This window comes from Candidatus Caldatribacterium saccharofermentans (assembly GCF_050267035.1).
In the GTDB taxonomy this organism is placed as follows: Bacteria; Atribacterota; Atribacteria; order Atribacterales; family Caldatribacteriaceae; genus Caldatribacterium; species Caldatribacterium saccharofermentans.
This window is the reverse complement of sequence record NZ_CP187957.1, coordinates 309,669-333,882: the sequence shown is the minus strand read 5'-3', so window position 1 is coordinate 333,882 and position 24,214 is coordinate 309,669. Positions and strand designations below refer to the sequence as shown.

At 57.0% G+C, this 24,214-nt stretch carries 26 protein-coding genes; 21 read left to right on the top strand and 5 right to left on the bottom strand.

Annotated elements, in window-relative coordinates:
• Positions 1 to 9 precede the first annotated feature (9 nt).
• Positions 10 to 891, top strand: coding sequence for an ABC transporter permease subunit (locus ACPT9Q_RS01705; protein ID WP_017873640.1), 882 nt, complete (start codon positions 10 to 12; stop codon positions 889 to 891).
• Positions 888 to 1,709 (top strand): ABC transporter permease subunit, encoded by an 822-nt coding sequence (locus ACPT9Q_RS01700; protein ID WP_017873641.1) that lies wholly within the window; start codon positions 888 to 890, stop codon positions 1,707 to 1,709. The genes ACPT9Q_RS01705 and ACPT9Q_RS01700 overlap by 4 nt, the downstream gene beginning before the upstream one ends.
• Here the strand turns inward: ACPT9Q_RS01700 and rbsK are convergent.
• Positions 1,699 to 2,652, bottom strand: a complete 954-nt coding sequence (rbsK, locus tag ACPT9Q_RS01695) for a ribokinase (RefSeq protein WP_017873642.1) — start codon at positions 2,650 to 2,652, stop codon at positions 1,699 to 1,701. The genes ACPT9Q_RS01700 and rbsK overlap by 11 nt on opposite strands.
• Positions 2,653 to 2,818: 166 nt before the next feature.
• Between rbsK and ACPT9Q_RS01690 the strand changes: the two genes are divergently transcribed.
• The 5 genes from ACPT9Q_RS01690 to deoC are packed head-to-tail and all read left to right on the top strand — an operon-like array spanning position 2,819 to position 7,894.
• Entirely contained in the window at positions 2,819 to 4,603 is a 1,785-nt protein-coding gene (locus tag ACPT9Q_RS01690) for an ASKHA domain-containing protein (protein ID WP_427366069.1), read from the top strand.
• 22 nt (positions 4,604 to 4,625) lie between these two features.
• Entirely contained in the window at positions 4,626 to 5,915 is a 1,290-nt protein-coding gene (locus ACPT9Q_RS01685; RefSeq protein WP_017872405.1) for a DUF1015 family protein, read from the top strand.
• Between the two features lie 10 nt (positions 5,916 to 5,925).
• On the top strand, positions 5,926 to 6,585 hold the full coding sequence (locus ACPT9Q_RS01680) for an orotidine 5'-phosphate decarboxylase / HUMPS family protein (RefSeq protein ID WP_017872406.1): 660 nt from the start codon (positions 5,926 to 5,928) through the stop codon (positions 6,583 to 6,585).
• Positions 6,560 to 7,120 carry an SIS domain-containing protein gene (locus ACPT9Q_RS01675; protein WP_017872407.1) on the top strand — a complete coding sequence of 187 codons (561 nt, stop codon included), beginning with the start codon at positions 6,560 to 6,562 and terminating at the stop codon, positions 7,118 to 7,120. The genes ACPT9Q_RS01680 and ACPT9Q_RS01675 overlap by 26 nt, the downstream gene beginning before the upstream one ends.
• Before the next feature lie 12 nt (positions 7,121 to 7,132).
• Complete coding sequence (gene deoC / locus ACPT9Q_RS01670; RefSeq protein WP_017872408.1) at positions 7,133 to 7,894, top strand: deoxyribose-phosphate aldolase; 762 nt, start codon at positions 7,133 to 7,135, stop codon at positions 7,892 to 7,894.
• Here deoC and ACPT9Q_RS01665 read toward each other — a convergent pair.
• From ACPT9Q_RS01665 to nrdR, 3 genes are read right to left on the bottom strand one after another with little or no spacing between them, the layout of a single operon-like run.
• Entirely contained in the window at positions 7,878 to 8,540 is a 663-nt protein-coding gene (locus ACPT9Q_RS01665; RefSeq protein ID WP_427366068.1) for an anaerobic ribonucleoside-triphosphate reductase activating protein, read from the bottom strand. The two genes, deoC and ACPT9Q_RS01665, sit on opposite strands and share 17 nt — an antisense overlap.
• A gap of 29 nt (positions 8,541 to 8,569) precedes the next feature.
• Positions 8,570 to 10,657: a ribonucleoside triphosphate reductase gene (locus tag ACPT9Q_RS01660; RefSeq protein WP_427366067.1), complete on the bottom strand. Its 2,088-nt coding sequence runs from the start codon at positions 10,655 to 10,657 to the stop codon at positions 8,570 to 8,572.
• A complete protein-coding gene (nrdR, locus tag ACPT9Q_RS01655; RefSeq protein ID WP_427366066.1) occupies positions 10,654 to 11,133 on the bottom strand; it encodes a transcriptional regulator NrdR in 480 nt (159 codons plus the stop codon). The genes ACPT9Q_RS01660 and nrdR overlap by 4 nt, the downstream gene beginning before the upstream one ends.
• A gap of 150 nt (positions 11,134 to 11,283) precedes the next feature.
• Between nrdR and ACPT9Q_RS01650 the strand changes: the two genes are divergently transcribed.
• From ACPT9Q_RS01650 to rpe, 13 genes are read left to right on the top strand one after another with little or no spacing between them, the layout of a single operon-like run.
• Positions 11,284 to 11,991 carry a cytochrome c biogenesis protein CcdA gene (locus tag ACPT9Q_RS01650; RefSeq protein ID WP_026137199.1) on the top strand — a complete coding sequence of 236 codons (708 nt, stop codon included), beginning with the start codon at positions 11,284 to 11,286 and terminating at the stop codon, positions 11,989 to 11,991.
• A gap of 13 nt (positions 11,992 to 12,004) precedes the next feature.
• Positions 12,005 to 12,829 (top strand): DUF4032 domain-containing protein, encoded by an 825-nt coding sequence (locus ACPT9Q_RS01645; RefSeq protein ID WP_017872413.1) that lies wholly within the window; start codon positions 12,005 to 12,007, stop codon positions 12,827 to 12,829.
• Positions 12,811 to 15,402: a calcium-translocating P-type ATPase, SERCA-type gene (locus ACPT9Q_RS01640; RefSeq protein ID WP_427366065.1), complete on the top strand. Its 2,592-nt coding sequence runs from the start codon at positions 12,811 to 12,813 to the stop codon at positions 15,400 to 15,402. Before ACPT9Q_RS01645 ends, ACPT9Q_RS01640 begins: the two co-directional genes overlap by 19 nt.
• On the top strand, positions 15,393 to 15,875 hold the full coding sequence (locus tag ACPT9Q_RS01635; protein ID WP_017872415.1) for an adenosine-specific kinase: 483 nt from the start codon (positions 15,393 to 15,395) through the stop codon (positions 15,873 to 15,875). Before ACPT9Q_RS01640 ends, ACPT9Q_RS01635 begins: the two co-directional genes overlap by 10 nt.
• Before the next feature lie 12 nt (positions 15,876 to 15,887).
• On the top strand, positions 15,888 to 17,000 hold the full coding sequence (locus ACPT9Q_RS01630; RefSeq protein WP_026137200.1) for a DUF763 domain-containing protein: 1,113 nt from the start codon (positions 15,888 to 15,890) through the stop codon (positions 16,998 to 17,000).
• Positions 16,979 to 17,476, top strand: a complete 498-nt coding sequence (locus ACPT9Q_RS01625) for a nitroreductase family protein (RefSeq protein WP_017872417.1) — start codon at positions 16,979 to 16,981, stop codon at positions 17,474 to 17,476. The genes ACPT9Q_RS01630 and ACPT9Q_RS01625 overlap by 22 nt, the downstream gene beginning before the upstream one ends.
• Before the next feature lie 4 nt (positions 17,477 to 17,480).
• The gene (locus ACPT9Q_RS01620; protein ID WP_427366064.1) at positions 17,481 to 17,969 is read left to right on the top strand and encodes a metallophosphoesterase; all 489 of its coding nucleotides are present in this window, start codon (positions 17,481 to 17,483) and stop codon (positions 17,967 to 17,969) included.
• A gap of 32 nt (positions 17,970 to 18,001) precedes the next feature.
• Entirely contained in the window at positions 18,002 to 18,664 is a 663-nt protein-coding gene (phoU, locus tag ACPT9Q_RS01615; protein WP_017872419.1) for a phosphate signaling complex protein PhoU, read from the top strand.
• Between the two features lie 12 nt (positions 18,665 to 18,676).
• On the top strand, positions 18,677 to 19,255 hold the full coding sequence (locus tag ACPT9Q_RS01610; protein ID WP_427366063.1) for a pyruvate kinase alpha/beta domain-containing protein: 579 nt from the start codon (positions 18,677 to 18,679) through the stop codon (positions 19,253 to 19,255).
• Between the two features lie 18 nt (positions 19,256 to 19,273).
• Positions 19,274 to 19,714: an OsmC family protein gene (locus tag ACPT9Q_RS01605; RefSeq protein WP_017872421.1), complete on the top strand. Its 441-nt coding sequence runs from the start codon at positions 19,274 to 19,276 to the stop codon at positions 19,712 to 19,714.
• 15 nt (positions 19,715 to 19,729) lie between these two features.
• A complete protein-coding gene (locus tag ACPT9Q_RS01600; RefSeq protein ID WP_017872422.1) occupies positions 19,730 to 20,767 on the top strand; it encodes an alcohol dehydrogenase catalytic domain-containing protein in 1,038 nt (345 codons plus the stop codon).
• Complete coding sequence (locus tag ACPT9Q_RS01595) at positions 20,764 to 21,789, top strand: alcohol dehydrogenase catalytic domain-containing protein (protein ID WP_017872423.1); 1,026 nt, start codon at positions 20,764 to 20,766, stop codon at positions 21,787 to 21,789. The genes ACPT9Q_RS01600 and ACPT9Q_RS01595 overlap by 4 nt, the downstream gene beginning before the upstream one ends.
• Positions 21,786 to 22,454, top strand: coding sequence for a ribulose-phosphate 3-epimerase (gene rpe / locus ACPT9Q_RS01590; protein ID WP_017872424.1), 669 nt, complete (start codon positions 21,786 to 21,788; stop codon positions 22,452 to 22,454). Before ACPT9Q_RS01595 ends, rpe begins: the two co-directional genes overlap by 4 nt.
• Positions 22,455 to 22,457: 3 nt before the next feature.
• Here the strand turns inward: rpe and ACPT9Q_RS01585 are convergent, their stop codons facing one another.
• A complete protein-coding gene (locus ACPT9Q_RS01585; RefSeq protein ID WP_017872425.1) occupies positions 22,458 to 22,979 on the bottom strand; it encodes a folate family ECF transporter S component in 522 nt (173 codons plus the stop codon).
• Between the two features lie 64 nt (positions 22,980 to 23,043).
• Here ACPT9Q_RS01585 and ACPT9Q_RS01580 point away from each other — a divergent pair, with 64 nt between their 5' ends.
• Positions 23,044 to 24,213 (top strand): DUF362 domain-containing protein, encoded by a 1,170-nt coding sequence (locus ACPT9Q_RS01580; protein ID WP_017872426.1) that lies wholly within the window; start codon positions 23,044 to 23,046, stop codon positions 24,211 to 24,213.
• Position 24,214: the final 1 nt, after the last annotated feature.

Here is a 24,214-nt window from a genome sequence, read left to right as displayed (position 1 = left end):
GAGGAAACCATGGGGGGCTTGCGCAAAAGAGACTGGTGGATAGCTTTCTTCTTCGTCCTTCCGGTGGTTGTGATTCTCCTTGCCATTTCCATCTTCCCGATGATGTACTCTTTCTACCTCAGCCTCTGCAAATGGGACATCGGTATGGGAGGGCAACGAACCTTCATCGGAGCAGGAAACTACCTGAGGCTTTTTTCCGACGCCCGTTTCTTCAACTCCCTGAAGAATACTGGTCGGGTTCTTCTCTTTGGGGTAGGAGCACAGTTTGCCCTTGGTCTTTCCCTGGCGCTCCTTCTGAACCGGAGTTTCCGGGGGCGGAGTCTCGTGGTGACCCTTTTTCTTCTCCCCATGATGATTTCGCCTGTTGTTGTAGGTTGTATCTGGAAGATTATCTATCACTACCAGTATGGTCCCCTGAACTATCTCCTGAATCGCTTTGGATTCCGCTCAGTGAACTGGCTGGGGAGCAGCAATGTGAGTCCGTACTCTATAGTCCTTGCGGACATCTGGGAGTGGACACCCTTTATGGTCATCACCCTTCTTGCGGGTTTGCAGGCCATCCCCGATGACCTCTACGAAGCGGCACGGGTGGATGGGGCCAACCGCTGGCAGATTTTCTCCGGGGTGGTGTTCCCCCTCTTGCGCCCGGTGGTTGTCATCGCCATCCTCATTCGGGTGATGGACGCATTCAAAATTTTTGACCTTGTGGTGCTCCTCACTATGGGTGGTCCGGGTCAGGCTTCAGAGAGCGTGGCCTTTTACAATTACCTTACCGGGTTCAAGTACTTTAGCATGGGCTATGCCTCGGCTATGAGTTACGTCCAGCTTGCCGTCATTGTAGCTATTGCCAATGTTTTTCTGCGGTCTTTCAGGGGGAGGGAAGTGGTGTGAGGCGACGGGATGGAGTGACGGTGGCGGTTTTCGTGAGCATATTCGCGCTTCTTGCCATTGCCCTTGCCCCTTTTGTCTGGAACGTGCTGACCTCCTTTAAAGATAAGGGGGAATACTTCACGTACCCTCCAGTGTTCGTCCCTTCATCGTTTGACCTTGAGCACTACGTGCGGGGTATGCATCTTGGGGGAGCAAAAGGCATAAAAGACAGCTTCATCATCGCCTCCCTCACCACCCTTCTTGCCATTGCCCTGGGGTCACTTGCGGCGTATTCCCTTTCTCGTTTCCGCATCGGTGGAGACAACTTTGCCTTCTGGATTCTCTCGGTGCGGATGATGCCCCCCATTGCCTCAGTTCTCCCTCTTTTCCTCTTTTTCCGGTTCCTGCGGTGGCTGGATACCTACCAGGCGCTCATTTTCACCTATGCGCTCGTGAACATCCCCTTCGCTGTCTGGATGATGAAGGGATTCTTCGATGAGCTCCCGGTGGAACTTGAGGAAGCTGCGCTTATCGATGGGTGTGGGAGACTGGGGGCCTTCGTCCGGGTGGCCCTGCCCCTTGTGGCTCCTGGCCTTGTGGCGACGGCACTCTTTTGTTTCATGTTTTCCTGGAATGAATTCCTCTTTGCGCTGATTCTCGGGCGATCCCGGGTCGTCCCCATCACGGTGAACATCGCCGGTCTCATCGGGGGTCACGAAATCCTCTGGGCAGAAATTTCGGCCGTTTCCATCGTGGCCAGCATTCCCATTATCGTTCTTGCCATTCTCCTTCAGCGGTACCTCGTTCGGGGTCTTACCCTTGGTGCCGTCAAAGGGTGAGCGATGGGGATTTCTTCTGTGCCGTTTTCAACCATTCCAGGAACTCTTCCCGGGAAGCAAAGGATTTCTGGGTTCCCCGTTTCTCTGTAGAGAGGGCAGCGTAGGCGCAGGCAAGGTCAACAGCACAGGGGAGGTCTTTCCCCTCTGCCAGGAAGTAGGCTAAGGCCCCAAGGAACGCGTCTCCAGCCCCGGTGGTGTCAACCGTCCGGGCCTGGTAGGCGGGGAAAAGGGTGAAGATTCCTCCGCTTCCCAAAAGAGCCCCTTTCTCTCCCAGTGTCACCAGAACATTCTCTATACCTCTGTCCCAGAGCGTGGCTACTGCTCTTTTTAGGTCCTCCTCCCCTTCGATGGGGAAGCCAGCGAATCCTTCAAGCTCCCGCTCGTTGGGGACGAAGAGCTTTACACCGCGGATGCTCTGCCAGTCCAGGGGCTGGAAGGGAGCGGGATTCAGAATGACCGGGATGTGGAGCTTTTGGGCTAAATCAATAGTGGCGTAGACCGTCTCAAGGGGAATCTCAAGCTGCACGAGGATAAAGTGAGATCTGGCCAGGGCCTCTCTCGCTTTCCAGACGTCTTCAGGAAGCAGGAAGGAATTCGCCCCCGGGATGATGAAAATGCTGTTTCGACCTTCAGGATCCACAAAGATAGGGGCGACGCCGCTCGTTTTCCCCGGAACGGTCTTGATGAAGCCTGTATCAATCCCGTAGCGAGCGAAATTCTCTTTGACCAGGGGACCAAAGAGGTCATCCCCTACGGCAGTCACCACGACGACCTCTCCCCCGAGTTTGGCCACAGCTATCGCCTGGTTAGCTCCCTTTCCACCAAAACCGATCTCAAAATCCTTCCCGAAAATGGTCTCTCCGACCCTCGGGAAACGGTCCTCATAGTAGGTGACGAGGTCCATCATGTTGCTCCCCACCATGCCGATGACCGGTCGCGCCATAATTCTCCCTCCTACTTTCCCGCGTACTTCTATGATAGCACAGAGCCCCTGGTGCACTGCCCTGGGGTTCTGACCATCCGGATGTGGGAGAAATTTTTTCTGAACGGGTAGCGTATCGCAGGGTGTTTGGTTAGAATACCAGAGAGCGTCGCTTTTTGGGAGGCCTATGGTTCGCATAAAGGTTCTGCCCCTGGGAAAAACCCTGGAAGGGGAAGAGGGAGAGAATCTCTTTTTGCTTTTTCAGAGGAAGAACATCCCCCTGGAGTCGTACTGTGGGGGTGTGGGTTCCTGTGGTAAATGCGTGGTTCGTATTGTGCAGGGGGAGGTTTCTCCTCCCACTCCTCAGGAGGTGCGGCATCTTAGAGAGCGCATCGGAGAGGGTTTCCGCCTTGCCTGCCAGGTCGTGCCCCTGGGGGATGTGGTGTGTGACGTTTCGGCGTCTTTCGAGGATACGAAGCCCCTGGTTCTCGGTTCCCCTGAAGAGGGAAACGAGACCTTCTCTGGAGATGATGCTCCTGTGCGGCGGAGCATCCTGGGGCTCCGCAAACCCCCTCTCCACTCCCCGACCTCTCTCAAGGAAGAGCTCGAGAGGATGATAGCTCCTGTCTCCTTTGAGCGGATGGCCCTGTTCGGGCTTTCTCTGCTTGGGGAAAAGGATGAGGAAACTTTCGAGGTCCTCTGGGACGAGCGGGCCGTTTTTGCAGTGCGGACTCCTCCAAAAGAGACAGTCCTTGGGCTGGCCTTTGACCTCGGGACGACCACTGTGGCTTGCGAGCTTCTGGATCTTGCCTCGGGGAGGGTTCTGGCCTGGGATGGGGCACTCAACCGACAGGCGCGCTTTGGTGCCGATGTGATTTCGAGGCTTCGAGCCGTTCAGGAGCGGTTTGAGAACCTCGAGGCCTTACAGAAGGATGTGGTGGAGACGATGAACGCCCTGGTGGGGGCAGTATGTCAGCAGGCTCACTCTGACCCTCAAGAAGTCGTAGCAGTTACAGTTTGTGGCAACACCATTATGGAGCACCTCTTCCTCGGTCTTTCCCCTCTGAGCATTGGCGTGGTGCCTTTCGTCCCCGTACTCCGGGAAGGGTATGTCCTCCGGGCAGGGGAACTTGCGCTCTCTGTTCACCCCGGGGCTCAGGTGTACGTCTTTCCCGCAGTGGCAGGATACGTGGGAGGGGATGTTCTGGCAGGACTTGGGGCCTTCAGGGTTCACGAAGCGAAGAGGACAACCCTTTATATCGATATTGGGACCAATGGAGAGATGGTGCTCGTGCACCGGGGAGAGGTTTTCGCCTGCGGGACAGCGGCGGGACCGGCCTTTGAGGGAGTAGGAGTGCGTTTTGGAATGCGGGCCTCTTTAGGTGCGATTCACGCCCTTCGCTTTGAGCAGGGACGGCTTTCTTTCTCCACCATCGGAGGCGTACCACCCCGGGGCATCTGTGGCACAGGCCTTCTGGACCTTATGGCCGGTCTTCTCGCTTTTGGTCTCCTTTCCTCAACGGGAAGGTTTCGCAAGCAGGCAGAGTGGACATCGTTTTTTGAAGAGGAGCGGGGAGAACGAAGGTTTATCGTATCCCGTGACCCTCTCATTTTCATCACCGAGAAGGACATCGAGAACCTCCAGCTCGCTCTGGGGGCAATGAAGGCAGGGAGAGATATTCTGCTGAAAGAGGCTCGCCTGAAAAAGGAAGACATTGAGGAGGTCATCCTTGCGGGGGCCTTCGGGAGTTTCATAAAGCCAGAGAGTGCCAGGATGCTCGGGCTCATTCCTCAAAAGGCCCTGGCCCGTTCCGTGGGGAATGCAGCCCTTTTGGGGGCGAGAAAAGCCCTGGTGTCGTTGCGTTTTCGGGATGAGGTGGAACGCCTTGCCCGTCGAGTTCACTACATTGAACTTTCGGCTCGTCGAGACTTTGAAGACGCGTTCTGTGATGCACTGCTTTTTGAGAGTTAACCTGCAGTAGGGGGGTTCACCAATGGCAGTGGTCAAGCCCTTTTCGGGATATTTCTATGCTCCTTCCCTTGTTAGGGAACGGGGAATTGAGAGACTTGTGGCACCTCCGTATGACGTGATTTCGGAGAAGGAGAGGAAGCGCCTGGGTGAGGAGGAGTACAACTTCGTGCACCTTATCCTCGGAAAGGACGAGAGCGGCTACAGAAATGTAGCTGAACGGCTCCGTCGCTGGGTTGCCCAGGGAGTATTTGCGAAAGACACCGCTTCTTCCCTGTACATCTATGAGCAGGAGTTTGAGCTCAATTCCTTTGGGCGCAGGACCCGTACCGGTGTTGTGGCTCTGGTGCGCCTTGAGGAATTCGAGAAGCGGGTCATCTTCCCTCACGAGCGGACCATGCCAAAGTACTCTCTGGACCGCCTTGAGCTCCTCCGGGCAACACGAGCGAATCTCGAGCACATCTTTTGTCTTTACAACGATCCCCAGGGGGTGGTGGATACCCTCTGTGAGGAACACAAAAAGGAGGAAGCGCTCCTTTTCGCCTTCACTGACCACCGGGGAGTGATACACCGACTCTTCCGGCTTTCTGATCCTTCAGCCATCGCCACCATCCGGAAGGTTCTCAATCCCCGTACCCTTATCATCGCCGATGGGCACCACCGGTATGAAACCTGCCTCATGTACCGGAGGGAACGGCGGGAAGCTCTGGGAGACCCCCTTGAGGAGATTCCCGAGGACTACGCCATGATGACCCTGGTCAACATTCACAATCCGGGGCTCCTTATTCTTCCGACGCACCGGCTGGTCCATGACCTTCCAGAAGAGCGTCTTGTCAACTTCTTCCAAAAATGCGAGGCCTATTTCGACGTCAGGATTTTCCCCAACGAGCGACAGATGGAGGAATTCCTGCGAGTGGCCCCTCCATACACCATTGGGGTCTACGACCGAAAGAACGAGCAGTGGGGAACGATCACCCTGAAAGACCCCCGGATTATGGATGAACGTCTGGGGGAGGACAATGTGAATCGCCATCTTGACACCACCATCCTCCACGAGCTCGTCTTCCGGGACATTTTGGGTCTCAATGAAGAGGGCCGGGGGGAGAGTGAGTACGTTGATTACCTCCGGGGAACCAAGGACGTTTTCGCCATCGCCCGGGAAGAAAGCAGGTACCAGCTCGTCTTTGTCATGCGCCCGACACCGATTGAGCAGGTTGAGAAAGCGGTGGCGAAGTTCCAGCGGATGCCTCAAAAATCCACCTATTTCTATCCCAAGGTGTGGAGTGGTCTCGTCTTCCGGATGCTGGAAGAGTAGGGAGGAGCATATGCCTCTGCTCCAGATTGCCCTGGATCTCTGGGAAGAACGTGAAGCCCTTGAGCTTGCCCGTCGTCTTGCTCCTTGTGCGGATATTCTTGAGGTAGGGACGACACTCCTTCTTGCCTGTGGTCTGCGTATCGTCCAGCGCCTCCGGGACCTTGTGGGAGACAGAGTACTTCTCTTTGTGGATGCCAAGATTGTGGATGCAGGAGAAGAAGAGGCTGAGGCGGTTTTCCAGCATGGTGCGGACATTGTCTCTGTTCTTGGCGGTGCATCTCGTCCCACCCTTGAGGGTGTGTGGAAGGCAGCAAGGCGCTGGGGGAGGCGATGGATGGTGGACACCATTGACTTACCTCTGGGTTCCCTAGAAAAGATGGCTCTTCTAAAGGAACTTCAGCCGGATTTTGTGGGTCTTCACCTTCCCCACGATGTGGTCCGGGAGGAAGAACGTGCCTGGCAGAACGTCGAGTTTTCCTCTTTTCCCTGGCAGGATTTTCCGCTCCTTGTAGCGGGAGGTATCACTCCCCGGACACTTCCCAGAATCCTTGCACTCTTCCATCCAGAGGTGGTCGTGGTAGGATCGGCAATTACCCGGAGTTCCTATCCCGAAGAAGTAGCCAGAACCATGAGGAGAATGCTCGATGAGTGTTCGGGAGAAAGTTGCTGAGGTTCTGCAAGAAGCTCGGGATTTACTCTCCACCCTTGAAGAGAAGGAGATAGAGCAAGTTCTCTGTGCTCTCAGGAAGTGGCAGAAGAAGCGCCTCTTTTTCTGGGCTCGGGGACGCAGCTTCCTGGTCCTCAAGGGGTTTGCCATGCGCCTGATGCACCTTGGGTATGGGGTGCACATTGTGGGCGAGGTAACCTGTCCTGCCATTCAGGAGGGCGATGTCCTCATCGTGGCTTCAGGTTCAGGAAAGACATCCTCGGTGCTCCTTTTTGCCGAGAAAGCCCGAGACCTTGGGGCCGAGGTGCTGGCCTTTCTGGGAAGGAGAGGAACACCTCTTGAGCGCGTTGTCCACCACGTTGTGGCCTTTTCTCCGGAACAAGCAGGTGAAAGCCGGCAGCTTTATACTGGAGGAGGGGGAACGAGGTTTGAGGACGCTCTCTGGCTCCTCTGCGACGCCCTCATTCTCGCCCTCATTGAGGGAAGGGAAGGGGAGGCCTACCGCCTCATGATGGAACGTCATGCCAACCTGGAATAAGGGGGGAGGAGGATGGTCAGCATTCCCGAGCTTCGTCGGAGGGTTGAGGACGCCCTTGGGGTGGAAATCCCTCTGCGGGCGCGCTTTCCAGAAAAGGAGGACATTCCCGAAAGAGAAGAGGACCTTCAGGGTTTCCTTGCCCAGCACACCGACCTGACGCTCCTTCGGCCCACGGCGACCCGGCAGGAGGTTCGGGAACTCTGTGAAAAGGCCAGAAAGTACGGGGTTTTCAGCGTGATCGTGCATCCTTACTACGTTGCCCTGTGCAGTGAAATCCTCGAGGGCAGTGGGGTCCTCGTGGGGGTGGCTGTGGGGTTTCCTCTGGGACAGAATAAGCCCGAAATCAAGGCCCGGGAGGCCCGCCTGGCGTTCCAGGAGGGAGCAAGAGAGGCCGACATGGTGGTGAATTTGGCGGCACTCAGGGAAGGAGACTGGAAGACGGTGTACCAGGACATCCGGGGTGTGGTGGAGGAAATGTCCCCTCACGTGGTCAAGGTGGTCCTTGAGGCAGGATACCTCACCGAAGAGGAAAAGGCCATTGGATGTCTCATCGCCTGTGCCGCACGGGCCCACTTCGTGAAGACCGCTACAGGATTCGGACCTTCAGGGGCCACAGAAGAGGACGTTCGTCTCTTCCGCCAGGTGGTGGGGCCGTTTCTTGGGGTAAAGGCGGCAGGGGGCATCAAAACCCGCGCTCAGGCCCTTGCGCTTCTGCGGGCGGGGGCCAACCGCCTGGGGACATCCTCCCTTGCGGTGGTCACAGGCGAAGGGTAACGAGGTCTTGCTGGAGTTCCCTGTTGATGATGTCCCGCCATTTTTCAAGAAGCGACAGGGGATAAGGAACAACTTCTTTCGCCTCGGGAGAGAGAGTCTTCTCGCGGTGGAAATTCTGCCAGTACCAGGCTGGGGCCTCCCTGAGGAATCTGGCCATCTCAAGGAGCGTCGCAAGGTCGTGGAAGGGAGGATAAATGGTCGTCCGGATTTCTGCGTGCACTTTCCGCTCCAGGACCCTCTGCAGTACCCTCCGCACCGCTTCCCCATCCCCTCCAACAAGGTCGTATCGTGCAAAAGGCACTTTGAAGTCCACACCCCACAAATCCACGAGGTCCTCAAGGGTCAGGAATTCTTCGTAGAGACCTCCGTTGGTGTCAACCTTAACGAGGTACCCGAGCTCTTTAACCTTTTCCAGGAAAGGCCTGAGTTCCTGGGTCCACAGGAGGGGCTCCCCACCGGTGACGCACACCGCATCAAGGAGCCCCAGGCGCTTTCTCAGGTATTCGAGGACCTCTTCCCCGTCAATGTGGGGGAGGGATTCGCTTTCGGTGACGAGCTCCGGGTTGTGGCAGAAAGGGCAGCGGAAATTGCACCGGGCAACGAAGAGCACGGTGGCGATTCTCCCTGGATACTCGATGTAACTCACCCTGTGCCACCCCCGGAAGACCATTGCGGTCACCTCAGCGCGTATTCTTTGCGCTCGGCGAATTCCTCCTGCTTTCCCCGGTTCCACCGCTGCACCGGGCGGTAGTACCCCACAACCCGGGAGTAGACCTCCGTTTCCTCACCGCATTTGGGACATACGGTGACTTTTCCCTTGAGGTACCCGTGCTTTGGGCAGACCGAGAAGGTGGGGGTGATGGTGAGGTACGGGATGGGGTAGTTCTCGAAGACCCGCCGTACGAACCGCTTCACTGCTTCGGGATCAGGCATCTCAGAAAGGAATGTGTGGAAGACCGTCCCACCGGTGTAGAGGACCTGGAGGTCTTTCTGGTGCTCTAAAGCTTCGAAGGGGTCGTCGGTATAGTCGACCGGAAGATGAGTGCTGTTGGTGTAATAGGGTTCTGATTCCCCAGCGGTGATGATGTCAGGGAAAATCCGGCGGTCAATCCGGGCCAGACGGTAGCTTGCGCTTTCGGCGGGAGTGGCTTCGAGGTTGTAGAGGTTACCCGTTTCCTCCTGGAAATCGGCAAGTTTCTCCCGCATGAACTCAAGGACCTTCACCGCAAAGGCCTTTCCTTCCGGATGAGCAATGGAGACCCCAAGGAAGTTCAGGCAAGCCTCGTTCATCCCCACAAGGCCAATGGTGGAGAAGTGGTTCCGGAATGTGCCGAGGTACCGGCGGGTATACGGGAAGAGGCCGTTTTTAAGGTTCCGCTCGATGACCTTACGTTTGATTTCGAGGGCCGTTTTCGCAATGTACATCATCCGCTTGAGGCGGGTGAAGAATTCCTCTTCAGTTTTGCTCAGATAGCCAATGCGGGGGAGATTGATGGTGACGACCCCAATGGATCCAGTTTTGTCCGCAGAGCCAAAGAGCCCTCCACAGCGGTTCCGCAGGGTCCTTAAGTCAAGTTGCAGGCGGCAGCACATGGAGCGCACATCACCGGGACGGAGGTTGCTCGAGATGAAGTTCTGGAAGTACGGGACCCCGTACTTTGCAGTGAGCTCAAAAAGAAGCCGCGCGTTCTCTGAATCCCAGGGGAAGTCGGGGGTGATGTTGTAGGTGGGAATGGGGAAGGAGAAGACCCTTCCTTCGTAGTCACCCTCAAGCATAACCTCAAGGAACGCCCTGTTAATCATGTCCATTTCCTTCTGGTAATCTCCGTACGTTCCAAGGTCTGGTCGTTCTTCCCCGCCGACGATGACCGGGCGATCCTTCATATCCTCGGGCACAATCCAGTCAAAGGAGAAATTGATGAACGGCGCCTGGCTTCCCCAGCGAGACGGCACATTCATGGCGAAGACCATCTGCTGGATGAGCTGCTTCACCGCCTGGTACGAGAGGCGGTCATATCGTACGAAAGGCGCAAGGTAGGTGTCCACAGAGTTGAAAGCCTGGGCCCCGGCGAACTCCATCTGCATCGTTCCCAGGAAGTTCACCATTTGCCCAGTGAGGGCCGAGAGGTGTTTTGCTGGTCCAGCGGCAATCTTATCCTTGACCCCGCCAAAGCCCTCCCGGATGAGTTCCTCAAGCGACCACCCGGCGCAGTATCCGGCAAGACCATAGGAGAGGTCGTGGATGTGGATGTCCCCGTTCACGTGGGCTTCCCGGACTTCATCGGGGTAGATGCGGTTTAAGGTATAGTGGGCCATGACCGATCCAGCAACATGGAGCACAAGCCCCGGGTATGAGTAGGTGGTGTTGGAGTTCTCCTGGGTCCGCCAGTCGGCCTTGAGGAGGTATTCCTGAACGATTTTCTCCACGTCCACCACAACTTTCAGGGCTTCTCTTGCCTCCTGGCGTTTCCGGCGATAGAGGATGTACGCTTTGGCAACTTTGGCAAACCCATACTCAATCAGGGTCTCCTCCACCACATCCTGAATGGTTTCAATATCCACCACCGTATCCTGCCCGAACTTTTCGAAGAGCTTCTGGGTGACGATGATGCTCAGTTCCCGCGGAGTGGCCTCGTTCTCTTCGCCCACTGCCTGGAAGGCCTTGTAGATGGCTCGCTCAATGCGCTGCCGGTCAAAGGGGACGACGCGCCCATCCCTTTTCCGGACTTCTCGCGGCGTTAAGAGGTTCACAATATCTGTCATACCGATTCCCCCTTTGAAGCATTCTGTTCCCTGCTTAAGGAGAGCACGATTTCCATGAACTGGTCGATGTCCCGGAACTCCCGGTACACCGAGGCAAAACGGACATACGCCACCTGGTCAAGGGCTTTGAGCTTCTCCATCACCTTCTCTCCGATTCGGGAAGAGGGAACCTCCTCGTACCCCTCTTCCTGGAGTTCCCGCTCGATGTCGTCCACAATCCGCTCCAGCTCTTCAGACGATACCGGCCGCTTTTCGCAGGCTTTCATGAGGCCGTTGAGGATTTTCTTCCGGTCGAAGAGCTCTCTCGTCCCGTTCTTCTTGATGACCCGGAGGGGTTTCCGTTCATACCGCTCGTAGGTCGTGAAGCGGCGGTGGCAGGTGGGGCATTCCCTCCGGCGGCGAACCTCGGCGCCTCCCTCGACCTCCCGGGAATCAATCACCTTTGAATCCTCTGCGCCACAGTACGGACACCGCATGCTTCTCACCAATATATAGGGTTTTTTGTTCACTGTAAACACTAAATGTAGTATACATGAAGGAGGAGGGATGCGCAAGAGGAATGGAGAAGTATTTGGTGTCCTGGAGGAAAGAGGGTATAATTCTTGAAAACAGGGGAGTGGTGCTCCGTGTCCCAGCTGAACGTTCTTGTGAGTTTCGGTGCTGGCGTTCTGTCTTTTCTCTCACCCTGTGTCCTGGCCATTGCCCCGGCCTACCTTGGGTACGTTGTGGGCGTGGAAGCGCTTGAGCGTGACCGTCGCGCTACCCTCTTCCACACGGTGTTCTTCGTTCTGGGGTTTGTCGGGGTATTTGTGCTTTTGGGTATTGGAGCGTCAATGCTTGGAGGGGCGTTTTTCCGTTACCGGTTCTGGTTCACCCGGATTGCGGGAGCTGTCATCATCCTCTTTGGGCTTCAGGTGCTGGGGGCAGTGAAAATTCGAGCGCTCTATGCAGAACGGCGCCTTCGTTTTGAGGCGTCTTTCGGGGTTCTCCGGAGTCTTCTCCTTGGGGTCTCCTTTGGTCTGGGCTGGACTCCCTGTGTGGGTCCGGTGCTCGGGTCTATTCTCCTTTACGTCTCCGCGCTTGGACGGGTGTGGGAAGGGGGGTTGTTGCTCCTCGTGTACGCCCTTGGCCTTGCCCTCCCCTTTCTGCTCCTTGGGGCAGGGTGGGGATGGATGACGGGCGTGCTGCGCCGTCTGCAAAAAGGAGGAAGAATCGTGGAACTTGTAAGCGGCATCCTTCTTATAAGTTTGGGGGTTATGCTGGTGCTGGGGAAAATCGACGTCCTCCTTGGCCTTTTCGGGTCGTTCAACCCGGAGACCTGGCTTGTGGAGTAAGGAGCTGAGTGCAGTGCCTCTGGCAAAAAAGAGTAGTCAGCCAGTTAAGGCGTTTGGAGCGATTTCGAAAAAGCTCAACCTCTCTTCTCGGGTGTACCGGGGTGTGCATCCCATCCCCGTGGACCGCATCGTGGGGAGCGTAGGACGGGCTGCAGACCTTCTTCCGGGGTTCCGCCTGCGAAACCCCGATGTCCGTTACTACCGGATCCGGCGGGCCATGGAGCGGGGGGAAATCCTCCCGCCGATTATCGTGTACAAAGTTGGGGACGAGTACTACGTCCTTGATGGGAACCACCGGGTAGCGGTGGCGAAGGAGCTCGGTATGGAGTTCATCGACGCTGAGGTGATTGAATTTTTCCCATCAGAGCGCCGGGAAAGCAAGACCCTTCGGGCAAAGCGGGCGGAATTTGAAAATCTCACGGGTCTCAAGGGAATCGATGCCAGTGAACCCCGGCACTACGACTCGTTCCTCAACTACATTAAGGACTACGCCCAGCGTATGGAGCTCTTTTTGGGGCGGAAGGTTCCCCTCAAAGAGGCAGCGCTCAACTGGTTCCTCTGTGTGTACACCCCGGCGGTTCAGGCTATCGTGGAGAAGGGACTTGAAGAGGCTTTCCCGGAGAAAAGCCTTGCGGATATTTTTGCCTACATCATGGACTACAAGTGGTACAAAAGTCAGAAAGAGGGATACGACATCGGTTTTGATGCCGCTTTGCAGGGATTCGTCGAGGAGATTGTGGGGAAGAAGGAGGGCGTGGAGGAGGAAAAGAAGAAAGGTCTCGTGCAGCGATTCGGAGGAATTCTCGAGGAGGTTCTGCCATGGCTCAAGAGGGAGTGAAGTGGCACGCCCTTTCCTGGGATGAGGTGGCGAAAACCCTTGGAACGGATACGGTGCAGGGGCTTTCAGAGGAAGAGGCCAGAACTCGCCTGCTCCAGTACGGACCCAATGTTCTTCTGAAAAAGAAAGGCAAGAGCATCCTGGCCATGTTCTTCGAGCAGTTCCGGGATTTCCTGGTACTCATCCTCCTTGGGGCAGCGGTGATTTCCCTTGTACTGGGCGAGGTGACGGATTCTCTGGTCATTGTGGCCATCCTCGTCGTCAACGCCTGCCTCGGGGTGTTCCAGGAATACCGGGCGGGAAAAGCCCTGGAAGCCCTCAAGAAAATGAGCGTCCCGGAATGCGAGGTCATACGCTCGGGAGTGCCAAAGAGAGTGAGCACGGAGCTCCTTGTTCCTGGGGATATCGTTGTGCTTCGGGAGGGCGATATCGTTCCTGCAGACCTCCGCCTCCTTGAAGCCAAAGCACTCCGGATTGACGAGGCCAGCCTCACCGGTGAGTCTGTTCCTGTGGAGAAGGCTACCGAAGTACTCCCCGAGGATACCCCGCTTCCTGAGCGGGTGAATATGGCGTTTTCCGGGACGGTCGTCACGTACGGGCGGGGGAAGGGCATTGTGGTGGCCACAGGGATGGCACGGGAAATCGGGAAGATTGCCGCCCTCCTTGAGGAAGAGGAGGAGACCGTTACCCCCCTGCAGAAGCGTCTTGCCGGGTTGGGGAAACTCCTTGGGCTTCTAACCATCGGTATCTGTGCCCTGGTGTTCCTCCTTGGGGAATTGCGGGGAGAGCCGCCCTTTGAGATGTTCATGACTGCAGTGAGCCTCGCGGTGGCGGCGATTCCGGAGGGACTCCCTGCAGTGGTGACGGTAGTGCTGGCCCTTGGGGTTTTCCGGATGAGCAGGCACCACGCGATCGTGCGGAAACTTCCTGCCGTTGAGACCCTGGGTTGCACCACGTACATCTGTACGGACAAAACCGGGACGCTCACTGAGAACCGGATGGTGGTTCGAAAGGCGTGGACCTTTGGTCAGGATCTTGGGCGGCTTTTGACGATTGCCACGCTCTGTAACGATGCCTTCCTGGGGGAAGGATCCTCCTCCGGTGACCCCACAGAGGTTGCCCTCCTTGAGTATGCAAAACGCCAGGGCTTTCCCTGGCAGGAACTCCGAATAAACCACCCTCGTCTTGATGAGATTCCCTTTGATTCTGCCCGGAAGCGAATGACCACGCTCCACCTTTTTGACGGGCGGTATCTCCTTTTCGTCAAGGGAGCTCCCGAGATTCTCCTTGAGCGGTGTTCCTGGTATGAGGCCGAGGGAGGTATTTTCCCCCTTGGAGAAGAGGAACGGAAAAGAGTTGTCACGGAGCTTGCGTCCATGGCAGAAGAGGCCCTGAGGGTTCTGGCCTTTGCCTTCCGTGAGCTTCCTGATGGGAAGCTCGACGAAGGGAAGGAAGAGGACCTGGTGTTCGTGGGGCTTGTAGGGATGATGGACCCGCCGCGGAAAGAAGTTTACGGAGCACTTGCTGAAGCGAAGGGAGCGGGAATCAGGACCATCATGATTACCGGCGACAGTGCGCTCACGGCCTCAGCCATTGCCCGGGAACTGGGTCTGCTTGATGATGGGGATGAGGTCCTCACGGGGCAGGAGCTCGAGCGCCTTTCCCGCGAAGAGTTACGGGAGCGAATCACAAGAACCAAAGTTTTTGCCCGGGTCTGGCCGGAACAGAAGCTCCGCATTGTTGAGGCGTTGCAGGAGAATGGCGAAGTTGTAGCCATGACAGGAGACGGAGTGAACGATGCTCCGGCTCTCAAGAAGGCTGATATCGGTATCGCCATGGGTATCACCGGAACGGACGTGGCTAAAGAAGTCGCCGATATGGTGCTTGCTGATGACAATTTCGCCACCATTGTGCGGGCGGTGAAGGAGGGGAGAATGATTTTCGACAACATCCGGAAGTTTGTGGTGTACCTTCTCTCCTGCAATCTCGGGGAAATCGGATCGGTCTTCGTCCCGATTCTCCTTGGGCTTTCCCGACCGCTTGCGCCGGTGCAGATTCTCCTTGTGAACCTCGTCACCGACGGACTCCCCGCCCTGGCCCTGGGGGTTGAGGTCCCCGAGCCCGACCTCATGACCCGTCCGCCTCGCCATCCCAAAGAAGGCATTCTGACCCCCCTGTACCTGCGGACTGTTCTCTTCGGAGCGGCCTTTATCACTCTGGCGGTGGTGGTCGCTTTTGTCCTGGGTTTGCGTCTTTGGGGGCTTCATACTGCAAGGACCATCGCCTTTGTCACGCTTTCTCTTGGGGAGCTCTGGAGGGCGTACAGCTTTCGCTCGGAGCGCCTGAACGCCTGGAAGGTGGATCCAAGGACCAATCTTTTCCTCCTTGAAGCCTGCGGGATTTCCCTCAGTGTGGTGTTGCTCACCGTCTTTGTCCCTTTCCTTCGGGAGATTTTCGACACACATTTTTTGACGTTCTGGCAGTGGATGTTCGCCCTGGGCTTTTCTCTTTTGTCCTTCCTGGCCTTTGAGATTCGAAAAATCTTCGTGTGGGGGGATAGAACGTGGAACTGAAGCTTGTGGCCCTTGAAAACCCTAAAGGGTACAACGTCATTCTCGGACAGGCGCACTTCATCAAGACCGTGGAAGACCTCCACGAGGCCCTTGCGACCTCTTCCCCGCACCTCAAGTTCGGTATTGCCTTCTGCGAGTCTTCTGGACCCTGTCTTGTGCGGTACAGTGGGAATGATGAGGAGCTTGTGGAGCTGGCGAAGAAAAACGCTCTTTTGCTTTCGGCAGGGCATGTGTTTGTGATTTTCCTCAAAGAGGGGTATCCTATTAATGTGCTCAATGCCGTGAAAATGGTCCCCGAGGTGTGTCGCATTTTCTGCGCCAGTGCCAATCCCATTCAGGTCATCCTTGTGGAAACAGAGCAGGGGAGGGGAGTCCTCGGGGTGGTGGACGGACTGAAGACCAAGGGAGTGGAGACCGAAGGGGACATTGCAGCGCGGAAGGTCCTCCTCAGGAAATTCGGGTACAAGCTGTGACGTGAGGTGAGCATGAAGCGAAGTGGTTTCGCTGACCTGCCACTCCATGGGGGGCAGTGCCCTCCATGGCTCTTCGAGCGAATGAAAAGGCTTGGCGGGTGCATTATTGAGGCTATCGTTGCGCTCTTTGGACCTGAGGAATTCCTCCGTCGCATTGCCGACCCGGTGTTCTTCCAGTCCCTGGGGTGCCTCCTTGGGTTTGACTGGCACTCAAGCGGCCTCACCACGACCCTCTGCGGAGCACTGAAGGAGGCCGTCCGGGGAAAGGAGAAAGACCTGGGGCTTTACATCTGCGGGGGGAAGGGAGGAACTTCGAGGAAAACTCCTGAGGAAATCCTGCACCATGCCGAAAAGGATGCACTTTCTTTTGGGGAAGAGTTCGTCGCCTACAGCAGGCTCAGCGCTAAAATCGATAACACCGCCCTGCAGGATGGGTATACCCTCTACCACCACGTGTTTTTCTTCACCTCCTCAGGAAAGTGGTCCGTGGTCCAGCAGGGGATGAATCCCGACACCCGCTTTGCCCGGAGGTACCACTGGCTGGGAGAACGCGTGGAGGATTTCACCTGCGAACCCCATGCGGGAATCTGTGGCGTTCGGGAGGCGGAGGTCCTGAACCTCGTAGCCCGGGAGAGCAAGCCCTGTCAGGAGGGTATCGTGGCGATGCTTGGGGAAGGCTTTTCTGTCCTCCGGAAAACTGTCTCTGATGCGCTCCGGCATCTTGTCCTTCCCCGCCGCCATCACATCCGGGAGGAAGACTTTGACCTTTCCCGGATGGAGAAGACCCTGGCACTCCTTTGCGAGCAGAAGCCGGGGAGTTTCCTCGAGGTTCTGGCCTCCCGGGGTGTTGGACCCAAGACCCTGAGGGCACTGGCGCTCACCGCAGAGGTGGTTCTCGGGACACCTCCAAGCTACACCGACCCGGTGAGCTTTTCCTTTGCCCATGGAGGTAAAGACGGTACCCCCTTTCCTGTGGACCGCAAGGTCTACGATACGACCATTGACTTCTTCTCCCAGATTGTGGGACGGATGCAGGTCAGTGTCTCGGAGAAGAAACGGATGTATGAGCAGCTGAAGCTCCTTGGAGGAGAGGAGGGAAGGCGATGGATGCTCTGGAAGCATTGAGGACTCGCCGTTCTATCCGGCGCTTCGCTCCGCAGGCGGTGGAGCGGGAGAAAATCGAAACCATTATCGACTGTGCCCGGCTTGCTCCTTCGGCGAACAATCTCCAACCCTGGGAGTTCGTGGTGGTGACGGACCAGAAAAAGCGCGAGGAAGTTGCCAGACTCACCGATTACGGGAAGTTCATCCGTGAGGCTCCGGTTCTCGTTGCGGTATTCTGCAAGGAGACCAAGTACTACCTTGAGGATGGGTGTGCGGCGACGGAGAACATTCTTCTCGCTTCCTGGGCCCTTGGCCTTGGGTCCTGCTGGGTGGCGGGGGACAAAAAGCCTTATGCGGAGGAAGTGCGCCGCCTTCTGGGGGTTCCGGAAGGGTACCGCCTGGTGAGCCTTATTGCCATAGGGTATCCGGCTGAGGTGCCAAAGGGCCATATATTCAAGCGGGAGCTGCGAGAGGTTCTCCACTGGGAGGAGTTCTGAGGAGGTGGGGCGGGTGCGGGTAGGAGTGCTTTCCGACAGTCACGACCATCTGACCGAACTCCGGAGGGCTCTGAAGGTCCTGCAGGAGGAAGGGGCTGAGCTCATCATTCATGCTGGAGACTACGTGGCACCATTCTCAGTGGCGGTCCTTGCGGAACTCACCATCCCCTGGTTTGGGGTGCTGGGCAACAACGACGGGGAGATCCTGGGGATTTTCCAGAAGTCCGAAGGGCGGATCAAAGCCCCCTTCCTGGAACTCGAAGAGCGGGGTTTTCGGATTTTCGTTTCCCATTTCTACCAGCCAGCAAAGCTCGCCTTTGCAAGCGGTCACTACGACCTCGTGGTGTACGGCCACACCCACGAGGCAATCATCAAAGAGGAGGGAAAAACAATCCTTGTGAATCCTGGAGAGGTGTGTGGTCTTTTGAGTGGAAGACCAACGGTTGCCCTCTGTGACCTTGAGAAGAGGGTGGCGAAACTCCTCGATATTTGATTTAATAGTGGCAAATCTCTGGGAGGTTGGGTATGCAGATTCTGCGAGAGCACTTTGTGCGGCAGCTCACCGAGCTCCAGGAAGACCTGGTGAGCATGACCCATGCGGCAGAGAAGATGCTCCAGATGGCGGTGGAGTCCCTGAAGGAGCGGGATGTTGAGAAGGCAAGAGAGGTCATCGCCCTCGATGACGTTGTGGACGATTACAACTTCAAAATCGAGGAGAAGTGTCTCCGCATGATTGCCCTGCAGCAGCCGGTGGCGAAAGACCTGCGGGTGATTGCTGCTATTTTGAAAATCATTACCGATGTGGAGCGTATCGGGGACTACTCCATCGACATCGCCAAGTTCAGCATCCGCCTTGCGGAGAACCCCGTCTTTCGGCCCTTCGTCGAGGTCCCCAAAATGGCGGAAATCGTCGTCCATATGCTCGAGGAAACCATCACCGCCTTTCTCCGCCGGGACCTGGGCATCGTCCAGAAAGTGGTCGATGCCGATGCTCAGGTGGATGCCCTGTACCGGGCCATTCATGAGGATGTGGTGCAGAGTATTGAAGCTGACCCTAAGGTGGCCCGCCAGGCCATCTGGATTCTCATGATTGCCCGGTACCTCGAGCGCATCGGCGACCATATCACGAACATTACCGAGCGCATCTATTACATGGAGACCGGAGAGATGCTCGAACTCCACCAGTGAGGAGGGAGGAGGATGAAGGAGCGGACTGTATGGTATTTTGAAGCTCCGGGTCCTCAGAATACGGAGAAAGCCCTGGAGTGTGCAGTGAAGAGGGCAAAGGAGGGCGGCATCGCCTACCTTGTGGTGGCTTCGAGTTCTGGAGAGACTGCCCTTCGTCTTGGGGAGAAGGCGCGCCAGGAAGGGTACCAGGGGAAAATCGTGGTGTGCACGTACCATGCCGGGTTTTCCGGAGGGGACGAGATTTCTCTCTCTCCTGAGCGGCGGGCTCTCCTTGAGTCCATGGGGATGGCCGTGGTGCAGGGGTCTCATGCGCTGAGTGGTATTTCCCGGTCGTTCCGCCAGCGTTTTGGGGGTTTGAGTATTCCTGAGGTCATCGCCGAGAGTTTCCGGCGGATTTCAGAGGGGTTCAAGGTGGCGGTTGAGGTGGCCATCATGGCTGCCGACGCGGGGGCAATTCCCACAACCCAGGATGTCATCGCCCTGGGAGGGAGCGGGAAGGGGGCGGATACGGCAATTCTCCTTCGTCCCTGCCACCAGAATTCGTTTTTTGACCTCAAAATTCGGGAGATTCTTTGCATGCCCCGATCATAGAGGAAGGAGGAGCACAAAATGGGAGTTCTCACGTTTCGTGCCTCGGGTGAGTGGGCTGGAGGTCTGCGGGTTGACGCGAAGGTGCGGCATTTCTCTCTGAGCTTTGACGAGCCACCCTCTCTCGGCGGGAAGGATTCCGCCCCCAATCCTGTGGAGGGGCTTCTTGCGTCGCTTGTGGGGTGTCTCGGAATCGTGACGGTTGTTGTCGCCCGGGAGAAGAACCTGCCTGTGGAGGGTGTTTCCATTGAGGTCGAAGGAGATCTCGATCCCCGGGGCTTTATGGGACAGTACGATGTTGTCCGCCCCGGGTTTCTGGCTGTCCGCTTCGTGGTGAAGGTGCGGGGGAAGCTCTCCTCCGATGACCTTGCGGCGCTCCTTAAGGAAGTGGAAAAGCGGTGCCCCGTTTCTGATGTGTTGAGTAACGGTACTCGGGTTGAGGGAAAAATCGAAAGCGCCTGAAGAAGGGGACGCGGTATGCGCGCCGCAGTTCTTGAGGATTACGACCGCCTCGTCATCCGGGAGGTTCCCGACCCTTCCCCAAAAGAGGGGGAAGTGCTGGTGCGTGTTCGGGCGTGTTCTGTTTGTGGCTCGGACATCCGTATTTTCCACTTCGGGAACCCCCGGGTGAAGTTCCCCCAGATTATCGGGCATGAAATCGCCGGGGATGTCGTGGCTGTTGGCCCCGGGGTGACCAAATTCCAGGTGGGGGACCGGGTGGCCATCGGTGCTGATGTTCCCTGTGGAGCCTGCTACTGGTGCCAGAACGGGATGGGCACAAACTGTGCCATCAACTACGCCATCGGGTACCAGTTCCCCGGAGGGTTTGCCGAATACATCCTCCTCAACGCCCTGACCGTCACCCAGGGGGCAGTGCATCGGATTCCTGAGAACCTCTCGTACGACGAGGCTTCTCTCGCCGAACCCCTGGCCTGTGCCATCAACGGCCTTGAGATGAGCCAGCTTGGTGTAGGGGATACACTCCTTATTATCGGTGCCGGTCCCATCGGGTGCATGATGATTGAGATGGGCCGCTTTATGGGGGCAACAAATATCATCGTTATCCAGCGTTCTTTGAGGCGCCTGGAGATGGCGAAGAAATTCGGTGCCGACCACTATTTCCTTGCCGACGACCCGGACCTTGAGGCAAAGGTTTTCGAGGCGACTGGGGGAGAAGGAGCGGATGTGGTGATGGTCACCTGCGCCTCTCCCGATGCCCAGGAGATGGCATTGCGCCTTGCCCGTCACCGGGCGCGAATCAATTTCTTCGGTGGATTGCCAAAGGATGCCCGGAACATCTCTATCCCGAGTAACCTCATCCACTACCGGGAGTGCATGGTCCTTGGGACCCATGGGAGCCTTCCTCGCCATCACAGGAAAGCCCTGCAGGTGATGGCAAAAGGCATGGTGCATCCTTCCTGGTACATCACCCACCGCTTTCCCCTTGAGGCCATCCACGAGGCCTTCCGGGTGGCCGAATCCCATGAAGGGCTCAAGGTTGTGGTCAACCCATGACCCAGGTTATGAAGGCGCTGGTTCTTGAGGGTAGGGGTCGCCTGCGCCTTGCCGAAGTCCCGATTCCTGAGCCGAGACCCGGAGAGGCCCTTGTCCGGGTTCGGGCCTGTGGCATCTGTGGCTCGGATCTCCCCCGGATTTTCGGGGACATTGCCTACTTCTACCCCCTCATTCCAGGACACGAATTTTCAGGAGAGGTCGTGGCTGTGGGAGGGAGAGAAGATGAACGGTGGGTAGGAGAACGGGTAGTGGTGTACCCCCTCCTTCCCTGTCGGAAGTGCCCCTACTGTGAAATGGGGTGGTATGAGCTCTGTGAGGACTACGGGTACCTTGGCTCTCGCCAGAACGGTGCATTTGCCGAGTACGTCGTGGCGCCTGTGGCGAATCTCCTCCCCCTTCCGGGGAACCTTTCCTTTGAGGAAGGTGCTCTCACCGAGCCTGCGGCGGTGGCGTTCCATGCCGTCCGGCGTGTGGGTGAGGTTATGGGGAAAAGCGCGGCCGTATTCGGTCTTGGACCGGTGGGGCTGCTCCTTGGGATGTGGCTGAAGCTTGCGGGGATTCGGCGACTCATCGGGTACGATGTGGACGAGCACAAATTCGCCTTAGCAAGGAATCTGGGTTTTGACGTGACGCTTTTCCCCTCCTTTTTCCCCGCAGATCCTGAAGGCATCGACCTTGTGGTTGAGGCTTCAGGTAACGCCAGAGCTCTGGTGGATGCCCTGAAGCTTGTGCGCAAGAAGGGGAAGGTGTTGCTTTTGGGGAACCAGGAGCAAGAGCTCACCCTCCAGCCGACGGATTTCGGGCACATCCTCCGAAAGGAACTCACGGTTTTTGGGAGCTGGAACTCGAGTTTCACCTTCCTTGATTCTGACTGGAAGAAGGTTCTTGACCTTGCTGCCGGGGGGCGGGTATCCTTTGCCCCGCTGATTTCACACCGCATCCGTCTTGAGGAAGCGCCGGCTTTTCTTTCAGGAATGCGGGAGCGACGGCTGTCGTATGTGAAGGTGGTGCTTGTCCCGTGAAGACGAAGATCTCGGCGTCTCTGGACTGTGCGAACTACCTCGCCCTCCTTGAGGATGTCCGGAAGCTCGAGCGAGCCGGAATTGAGATGCTCCACATCGACATCATGGATGGAGTGTTCGTGCCCAATTTTGCCATTGGGACCAACCTCCTGAAGAAGCTCCGTCCCCAGACCTCGCTCTTTTTTGATGTCCACCTTATGGTGGTGAACCCCGAGGCGCACTTCTCGCTCTTTGCCCAGCTTGGAGCCGACAGTATCACCTTTCATGCCGAGGGGAACCCGCGGCTGCACCACCTGGTTGACGCGGTGAAAAAGCTTGGCAAGAAAGTAGGCATTGCCCTGAACCCCTCCACAAGCCCGGAGTTTTTGCGCTATCTCCTCCCCTACCTCGATCTTGTCCTCTGCATGACCGTGGATCCGGGTTTTGTGGGACAGAAGTTTGTCCCCGAAGTCGTGGCCAAAGTGGAGGTCATCCGAAAGATGAGCCTTGAGCTTGGTGTTGCCGTTGATATTGCCGTCGATGGGGGGATCAGTGAGGAAACCGTGCCCCAGCTCAAGAGAGCCGGGGCCAATGTGTTTGTGGCCGGGACTTCGAGCATCTTCTCAGGGAGAGAAGACCTCGAAGTAGCGGCGCGACGCTTCAGGGAGTTCTGTGAACGTCTCTGAGCCCTAATGTTCACTGAAAGCGGCAAACGCCGGTATCCGGAAGAGGCTGAGGATGAGTACAGTAAAGGCAATGGTGTTGAGTGGCACACTCACAAGACGAGGAATAAGGAGAATCTTCCAGGGCATGTCGAAGAGAGTATGGAGGAAATAAGGGGTGAGGAAGAGCCCTACACCCACCTGGGGAATGGCTACAGCGCAGAAAACCCGAAGAGCCTTCGAGCGGAAGGGAAGAAGCGACACAACTCCTGGAATCACTCCGTAGAGGCTTGAAGTCAGGGTGAAGTGGGGGAAATACGGCCCCATGGGGCTGAGGACAAAACCGATGATGTCTGCAAGGGCCCCTGTGAGAGCACCGGAAATGGGTCCAAGGAGAATGCCGCTGAGGATAATGGGAAGAGTCCCGAAACCAATCCGTACGCCTTCAATGCCGCCGATAGCGATGCGGAGGCTGGCGAATCGGGTGAGCACCACACTCATGGCGATGAAGATACCCGTGAAGGCAAGGTGGCGAACTTTCTCGCGCATTGGACAACCTCCCCTGGCGCCGGTTTTCCGGTATTGTACCGTACCCTGAGGGGGCCTGCAAGTGATGTCGTCCCCTGTTGCCCTGGTGTTCTGTCCAGGTTACGATGAGGAGGAGGTGGAGAAAGCCGTTCGCCAGGGTTTTGCCCTTTTTGGGGGACCGGGGGCGCTGTGCCCCGGGGCAAAGAGCGTGCTCCTCAAACCCAATCTCCTTGTAGGTGAGGCTCCGGAGCGAGCTGTGACTACTCACCCTGCGGTGTTCCGAGCGGTGGCGAAGGTGTTCCTGGAAGCGGGATACCGGGTGGGATTCGGGGATTCCCCTGCCTTCGGGTCGCCTGAGAGTGTGGCGAAAAAGGCTGGTATCCTCGAGGTGGCCCGGACTCTGGGTGTGGATTTCGCGGATTTTACCCATGGGGTGGAGGTGGATTTTCCGGAAGGCGTGCAGCACAGGAAATTCACCATCGCCAGGGGGGTCAGGGAGTACGACGTCCTTGTGAGCCTTCCAAAGTGGAAAACCCATGGACTTACCAGGGTCACAGGAGCGGTGAAGAACCAGCTTGGGTGCGTTCCAGGGGTGCGGAAAGGGGAGTACCACTTTCGTATTCCTGATGCCACACTGTTTTCCCGGATGCTCGTGGATCTCAACCGTCTCCTCCGTCCGGCATTCTTCGTCATGGACGCAGTGGTAGCGATGGAGGGTAACGGCCCCCGAAACGGAAAACCCCGTTTCATGGGGCTTCTGGCCTTTTCCCGGGATCCCGTGGCCCTTGACGCCACCCTGGCACGGTTGATTCACCTTGATCCTGCTCTTGTCCCCACCTGCTCTGAGGGTGAGCGCCTTGGCCTGGGGACGTGGCGAAAAGAGGCCATCGTACTCTGGGGAGACGATCCCAGGCGCTTTGAGCAAAGAGATTTTGAGGTCCTGCGGATACCCCGGGTGTCTCCTTCGAGGAAACTCTTTCTCCCCCTTGTGCGCCGTTTCCTCCTTCCCTACCCAGTCATCCGGCGGGAGCTCTGCAAAGGTTGTGGGGTGTGCACTGAGGTTTGTCCTGCGCATCCTAAGGCCCTGTGCTGGAACGAGAGACTTCGTCTCCCTTCTATAGACTCCACCCGGTGCATTCGCTGTTTCGTGTGCCAGGAGGTGTGTCCCCATGGGGCGATTCTGGTTGGTGTTCCCCTTGTGCGGAGGATGCTGGGAAGATGGCATGATTCTTTATGTTCTTCTGCGGGAGGGTGAG